We start from the raw sequence: 6,400 nt of genomic DNA on the forward strand, positions 1-6,400 counted from the left end.
TTCAATGATGGATGTATTTTTGTAATAGTAGATTTTTATATAAATGGAGATATAATGAAAAAAATAACTTTGATTGCCACTTGTGCTTTTGGATTGGAAGCAGTTGTCAAGAGAGAAATAATTAAACTTGGTTTTGATGATATAAAGGTTTCTGATGGGAAAGTAGAATTTTTAGCAAATGTGAATGATATAGCAAAAGTTAATTTATGGGTTAGATGTGCAGAAAGGATTTTGCTCAAGTTAGATGAGTTTAAAGTTTTAAGTTTTGAAGATTTATATCAAGGCATAAAGAAAATTAAATGGGAAGATTTAATTTCAGTAAATGATAAATTCCCGGTAAATGCAAATAGTGTAAAATCAAAGCTTTTCAGTTTATCGGATATTCAAAAGATTACAAAGAGAGCAGTAGTTGACAGGCTAAAAAATGTTTACGGAGTTGAATGGTTTGATGAAACTTCAAATGCTTTATATTATATAGAAGTATCTATTTTAAAGGATATTGCAACTGTTACCGTTGATACTTCGGGAGAGGCTTTACACAAAAGAGGATATAGAAAGAGAGCAGGAGATGCACCACTAAAGGAAACTTTGGCGAGTGCTATGATTACTCTGTCTTTTTGGGAGCCGAATAGAGTTTTTTATGATCCGTTTTGTGGCAGTGGCACTCTTTGTATTGAAGCCTATATGATGGGCAGAAATATTGCTCCGGGAATTATGAGAAAATTTGCCTTTGAAAATTGGAATTTATTGGATAAAGATGCTTTGAAAAATGAAAAGAACAAGGCAAGAGCATTAATTGATTATGACAGAGATTTAAAAATTTTAGGTTCAGATATAGATAGACAGTCAATTTTAATAGCAAGAGACAATGCAGATATTTTAGGCGTAGATGATGAAATTTCATTTTTTATAAAAGATATGAGGGATGTTGACCTGTATAATGAATATGGCGTTGTTGTTACGAATCCTCCTTATGGCGAGCGTATGGGAAAAATAGCGGAAGTCGAACAACTTTATAGAGATTTTGGTAAAAAATTTAAGGAATTGGATACTTGGTCTGTGTATTTAATAACAAGTATAGAAAGTTTTGAAAATTTATATGGCAGAAAAGCGGATAGAAAGAGAAAATTATTTAATGGACGAATTAAAGTTGACTTTTATCAATTTTATGGACCTAAACCAAAATAGCAGGAGATAAAAGTATGTATATGGATAAATTCACACATTGGAATTTTGAACTGGTAGATTTTATGGAAGATTTAGTCAGAGTTTTTGATAAAACCGGGCTGATTGTCTATACCAACTCCAGTATGAAAAAATTTTTAGAAAATGAGGAAGGAAAATTTTGTGTATTTTCTGATGATGACATACATAGAAACGACCAAATTTTTTCATCTTTAAAATGTGTTGCACCAATTGGGCATAAGGAAGATGTGAAAACTGAATTGTTATCAGTTGGAGAAAGAGATTTTTTTGTAAAAAGTAGTCCTATTTTTGACGATAAAAATGAATATTGGGGCAGTATTGAAGTTTTTAGAGATATTACAGAAGAAAATAAAATTCAAAAAGATTTAGTAAAATATCAAGAAATGGTAAAGAATGATATGATTACAGCATCAGATATACAAAAGAGTTTATTGTCAAAATTAAGTCATACAGACGGATTAAATTTAGAATATAAATATATATCATCAGCACAGTTGTCAGGAGATTTTTTTGATGTTATAGAGTTACCAAATAATAAAACTTGTGTTTATATAGCTGATGTTATGGGACATGGAATCTCTGCAAGTATGATAACGATGTTTATAAAATTTTCTGTTAGAATGTTAGTTCATGGAAGAAAAATCGGACATCCTAGAGAAATATTAAGAGCTTTATCAAAAGAATTTTCGAAACTCAATTTGGAAATGTATTTTACAATATTTTTAGGAATTTATAATAGGGAAACTTGTGAATTTGAATATTCAAATGCAGGACATAATTCTATTCCGATTTTATTTAATAAGAATAAAAATGTACGTTTAGAATTAAGCGGATTGCCAATATCTTGGTTATTCCAAGATAGTAGATACTCTGTGGGGAAAGCAAAACTTTGTCATGGAGATTGTGTACTATTTTATACAGACGGACTTACTGAAACAAAAAATAAAAATAGAGAAGAATATGGAGAAGAAAGATTTTTTAATGTAGTAGATAAATATAAAAATTCACTTTCTGATAAGGAACTTTTGGACAAGTTGGTTGAAGATGTTTCTGAATTTAGATACGGAATTCAAGAAGATGATATTGCATTATTAAGTATGAGGATTTTATAATGACAAATAATTTTGAGCTGGATTTTTCAGAAGATTTATGCTTTTGTAATTATGAAAAAGAAGCTTTTAAAGCATTAGATTTTATTTTAAATAAAAATGGCTTGGGGAGTAAATTTTTAGGTTGGGTAACTCATCCGGAAGTTTATGACAGAGAAGAATACTCAAGGATGAAAAAACTTTCTGAAAAAGTAAAAAAGTCAGAAGTTCTTGTTGTTATCGGTGTAGGAGGAAGTTTTTTAGGGTCCAAAGCAGTTATAAAAGCGCTTAAACCCTATTTCAAACAAGATGGCTTAGATATTGTATTTGCAGGGAATAATCTAAGCGGAGATTATTTGAGTGAATTAGTTGAATATATAAAAGATAAGGACTTTTTCATAAATGTAATTTCAAAATCGGGAAGTACATTTGAAACGGCAGTTGCCTTTAGAGTTTTAAAAGGCGTATGTGAAGAAAAATATGGAAAAGAAGCAACAAATAGAATTATTGTTACAACTGATGCTGAGCGAGGATTGTTAAAGGAATTCAGTGATAGAGTTGGCTATGAAACTTTTTGTGTGCCAGATGATATAGGCGGAAGATTTTCAGTTTTAACAGCTGTAGGGTTGTTTCCTATTATGTGTGCCGGAATTGATACCGATGCAATTCTACTTGGAGCAAATGACGGGTTAGAAGAATATACTAAGAAAAGTTTAGATAATATTTCTTTAAAATATGCAATCATTAGAAATGCAATGTTTAAAGATAAAGAAAAGGAAATAGAATATTTAGTTGCTCATGAATTTAAACTTACATATCTTCAAGAGTGGTGGAAACAATTATTTGCGGAAAGTGAAGGGAAAAACGGAAAAGGACTTTATGTGGAAAGTGCTATTTTCACAAGAGATTTACACTCTTTTGGTCAAATGATTCAAGACGGAAATAAAATCACTTTTGAAACCATAATTGAAGTTGAAAATTTAAAAAATGATATTATTATTCCTCTTATTGAAGAGGATTTTGACAAGTTAAATTATTTAGCAAAGAAATCACTTAATGATATAAATAAAGTTGCAGTTACAGCAACGAGAAAGGCACATACAGACGGAGACGTTCCAACCGTCAGGATTAAGGTTCCAAAATTAGATGCTTATAATATTGGAAAATTAATTTACTTTTTTGAGATGTCTTGTGCCATTTCTGCATATATGTTAGATGTTAATCCTTTTGATCAACCGGGAGTAGATAATTATAAAAAAAATATGTATCAATTATTAGAAAAGATGTAAAGGAGGAAGAAAAATGTATATAAGCTATATGAAAGCTATGCTAAAAAAATGTAAAAAAACTCTTAAAGATTATTTACAGATTCAAGGAATACTTGTTCTATTAGCAATGCTTACTTCGTTAATTGCTGTGTATCTTATGAATTATCCTGGTAAATTTAAAGCCGGATTAATTATGGGTATTTTAGAAGCTGTTCCAATAATAGGGAATGGACTTTATTTGTCTTATCAAATTGTTATTAATTTGATTAATCACGAAGTAGTAATTTCATCTAATTTAGCGATATTGTATCTTACAATATTGTGCGTAAGATTAGTTTTAGAACCAATTTTATTAGGAAGAAAACTTAATTTTAGAATTGGAATTATAATCTTTTTAGCACTTGTTTCTAAATTTATTGGTGGAAATAGCGGCCTTGCCATAATGACTGTGATAATTTTTGTTTTGAATACTTTGATAAATATTAACGACATTTATTCTTTCGATCAAAAAAGGAAAATGAAAGAAAGAAAAGAAAAGAGACTTAGAGAAAGAGAACTTAGAAAAAAATATGATTATGAAAGTGTAGGAGATGACTATGATAATTAATAATTTTTCACCTATTGAATTAAAAGAAGCAAGAAAAATAGTAGATGAAGTCAAAGTTGAAGAAAAAATTGAAAAAGTGTATTTCAATGATGCTTTAGAAAAAGTTATCGCTGAAGATATAATTTCAAAAGTTAATATTCCAAACTTTGATAAATCTCCCTTGGATGGTTATGCTTTCAGGGAAGAAGATGTTGTAAATGCAAGCAAGGATAATCCCGTTGTTTTGGAAGTTATAGATGTTATAATGGCAGGAGATGTTTCTGAAAAGTCAGTTTCTAAAGGGCAAGCTGTTAGATTAATGACAGGAGCAAAAGTTCCAAGTGGAGCAAATTGCATAGTAAGATATGAAGATACTGAGTTTACTGATAAGGAAGTTAAGATTTTTTCACCAATAGGAAAAAACAAAAATATAATTGGTCTTGGTGAGGACGTAAGAAAAGGCGATGTAATAATTAAAAAAGGTACATTTATTACTCCAGCAGAAATTGGAGTTTTAGCTAGTCTTGGAATTCCTTTTATTAAAGTCTATAAATCCCCTACGATAAGCGTTTTCGCTACAGGAAGTGAGTTGCTTGATGTTACTGACAAAATGGAAGATGGTAAGATAAGAAATAGTAACAGTTATACTATTGAACAGCTTGGAAAAATGTATAGAGCTGATGTTATCCAATATGGAAAAGTTGATGATGATTTGGATTCTTTAGTTGATATGTATAAAAAAGCGATAAGAAATAGTGATATAATTATTTCTACAGGAGGGATTTCTGTTGGAGACAGTGATTTTGTTTTAACTGCAATGGATAAAATAGGAGTAAAGACTATTTTTACAAGAGTCATGGCAAAACCGGGTGGACATGTTTTCTTTGGAGAATATGAAGGCAAATTCATATTTGCATTATCAGGGAATCCTGCTGCATCTTTTATGAATTTTTATCTTTATGTTAGACCAATAATTTTAAAATTACAAAACAGAAACGCTAATATGCTTAAAGTTCAAAGTGAATTGCTTAACGGATTTAACAATAAGGCGAAAGTAAATAGGATATTAAGAGCAAATACATTCTACAAAGATGGGAAATTCTTTACTGAAATTGAAAAAAGGCAGGAATCAGGAGTTTTATCTACAATGGTTTCAAAAAATTCTATAGTTATCGTTCCAAGTCAAACTGAAATTTCTAAGGGCGAAATCATTGAAGCGGAGTTTTTATATGAACAATAGAGCAATTTCCATAGTTGGAGAATGTTCTAATGTTGGAAAGACAACTTTAATAAAAAATTTGCTAAAAATATTTTTTAAAGAAGGCTTGAAGGTTGGAGTCGTAAAACATCATCATAGAGAATTTGATTTTGATAGAGAAGGTAAAGACAGTTATATATTCTCAAAGGCAGGAGCAAGTTGTGTCAAAATGGTAAGTCCAAATAGAGTAATAACAGTTGAAAACCTAAATTATGAAGAATCATTGGATGATGTGTTAAAAACAATGACAGAATATGATTTTATTTTAGTTGAAGGATATAAATGGGAGAATTTAGATAGAATTGAAATCTATAGAACAGGCTATTCAACAAAAATAATTTCTGAAAAAGATAAATTAATAGCAATTGTTTCGGATATAGAACATAATTTGAATATAGATCGATTTAATCCAAATGAATACGAAAAAATTGCAGAAAAAATAAAAGATTACTTTAATATTTAATTGAGATGTAATACATCTCAATTTTTTTGCAAAATAACTAGATTTATAGATTTTAAATCAATGAAAATAACTTAAGAAAATTAAGATTTTACAATGAAAAAAAGTATTATAAAGTACTTGACAAATTAAAATAAATGATTTATACTATTTAGGTATCAAATATGCACCTTTAGCTCAGCTGGCAGAGCACCTGACTCTTAATCAGGGTGTCCAGGGTTCGAACCCCTGAAGGTGCACCAATTAATTTTTAGGTTATAAAATAAGCCCAGATAGCGAGAGTCGGTATAAGAGAGTAACCAAAGTATCGAGATGAAATTGAAGATATTTTGAGTTAATATCTTAGTCTAGTGCAAAGCACGAGAGAATGAGCTATCTGAGAATTGATATAAAAAAGTTATATTAAAGAACATAAAAGTTTTTAAAAAATTGAATATTATATGCCCAGATAGCGAAAAGTCGGTATAAGAGAGTAACCAAAATATCGAGATGAAATCGAAGATATTTTGAGTTAATATCTTAGTCTAGTGCAAA

The 6,400-nt window shown here is 29.5% G+C and carries 6 protein-coding genes and 1 tRNA gene; all 7 read left to right on the forward strand.

Features of this window, described 5'->3' with window-relative positions; genetic code table 11:
* Window positions 1-54: 54 nt before the first annotated feature.
* Entirely contained in the window at window positions 55-1,188 is a 1,134-nt protein-coding gene (locus VJI94_RS06590; protein WP_324008766.1) for a class I SAM-dependent RNA methyltransferase, read from the forward strand.
* 14 nt (window positions 1,189-1,202) lie between these two features.
* Window positions 1,203-2,318: a PP2C family protein-serine/threonine phosphatase gene (locus tag VJI94_RS06595; RefSeq protein WP_029949420.1), complete on the forward strand. Its 1,116-nt coding sequence runs from the start codon at window positions 1,203-1,205 to the stop codon at window positions 2,316-2,318.
* Complete coding sequence (locus VJI94_RS06600) at window positions 2,318-3,583, forward strand: glucose-6-phosphate isomerase (RefSeq protein ID WP_029949421.1); 1,266 nt, start codon at window positions 2,318-2,320, stop codon at window positions 3,581-3,583. Before VJI94_RS06595 ends, VJI94_RS06600 begins: the two co-directional genes overlap by 1 nt.
* 13 nt (window positions 3,584-3,596) lie before the next feature.
* Window positions 3,597-4,169 carry an AI-2E family transporter gene (locus VJI94_RS06605; RefSeq protein WP_324008767.1) on the forward strand — a complete coding sequence of 191 codons (573 nt, stop codon included), beginning with the start codon at window positions 3,597-3,599 and terminating at the stop codon, window positions 4,167-4,169.
* Window positions 4,159-5,388 (forward strand): gephyrin-like molybdotransferase Glp, encoded by a 1,230-nt coding sequence (glp, locus tag VJI94_RS06610; RefSeq protein WP_269722960.1) that lies wholly within the window; start codon window positions 4,159-4,161, stop codon window positions 5,386-5,388. The genes VJI94_RS06605 and glp overlap by 11 nt, the downstream gene beginning before the upstream one ends.
* Window positions 5,378-5,869, forward strand: coding sequence for a molybdopterin-guanine dinucleotide biosynthesis protein B (gene mobB, locus VJI94_RS06615; protein WP_324008768.1), 492 nt, complete (start codon window positions 5,378-5,380; stop codon window positions 5,867-5,869). The genes glp and mobB overlap by 11 nt, the downstream gene beginning before the upstream one ends.
* A gap of 163 nt (window positions 5,870-6,032) precedes the next feature.
* Window positions 6,033-6,108: transfer RNA gene (locus VJI94_RS06620), tRNA-Lys, on the forward strand.
* Window positions 6,109-6,400 lie beyond the last annotated feature (292 nt).

It is taken from the genome of Parvimonas sp. D9, from assembly GCF_035282565.1.
Taxonomy (GTDB): domain Bacteria; phylum Bacillota; class Clostridia; order Tissierellales; family Peptoniphilaceae; genus Parvimonas; species Parvimonas micra.

Excerpts from the sequence above, each read along its gene's own strand:
- mobB (WP_324008768.1), top strand. The coding sequence starts at position 5,378 with ATGAACAATAGAGCAATTTCCATAGTTGGAGAATGTTCTAATGTTGGA.
- VJI94_RS06605 (WP_324008767.1), top strand. The coding sequence starts at position 3,597 with ATGTATATAAGCTATATGAAAGCTATGCTAAAAAAATGTAAAAAAACT.
- VJI94_RS06600 (WP_029949421.1), top strand. The coding sequence starts at position 2,318 with ATGACAAATAATTTTGAGCTGGATTTTTCAGAAGATTTATGCTTTTGT.
- glp (WP_269722960.1), top strand. The coding sequence starts at position 4,159 with ATGATAATTAATAATTTTTCACCTATTGAATTAAAAGAAGCAAGAAAA.
- VJI94_RS06590 (WP_324008766.1), top strand. The coding sequence starts at position 55 with ATGAAAAAAATAACTTTGATTGCCACTTGTGCTTTTGGATTGGAAGCA.
- VJI94_RS06595 (WP_029949420.1), top strand. The coding sequence starts at position 1,203 with ATGTATATGGATAAATTCACACATTGGAATTTTGAACTGGTAGATTTT.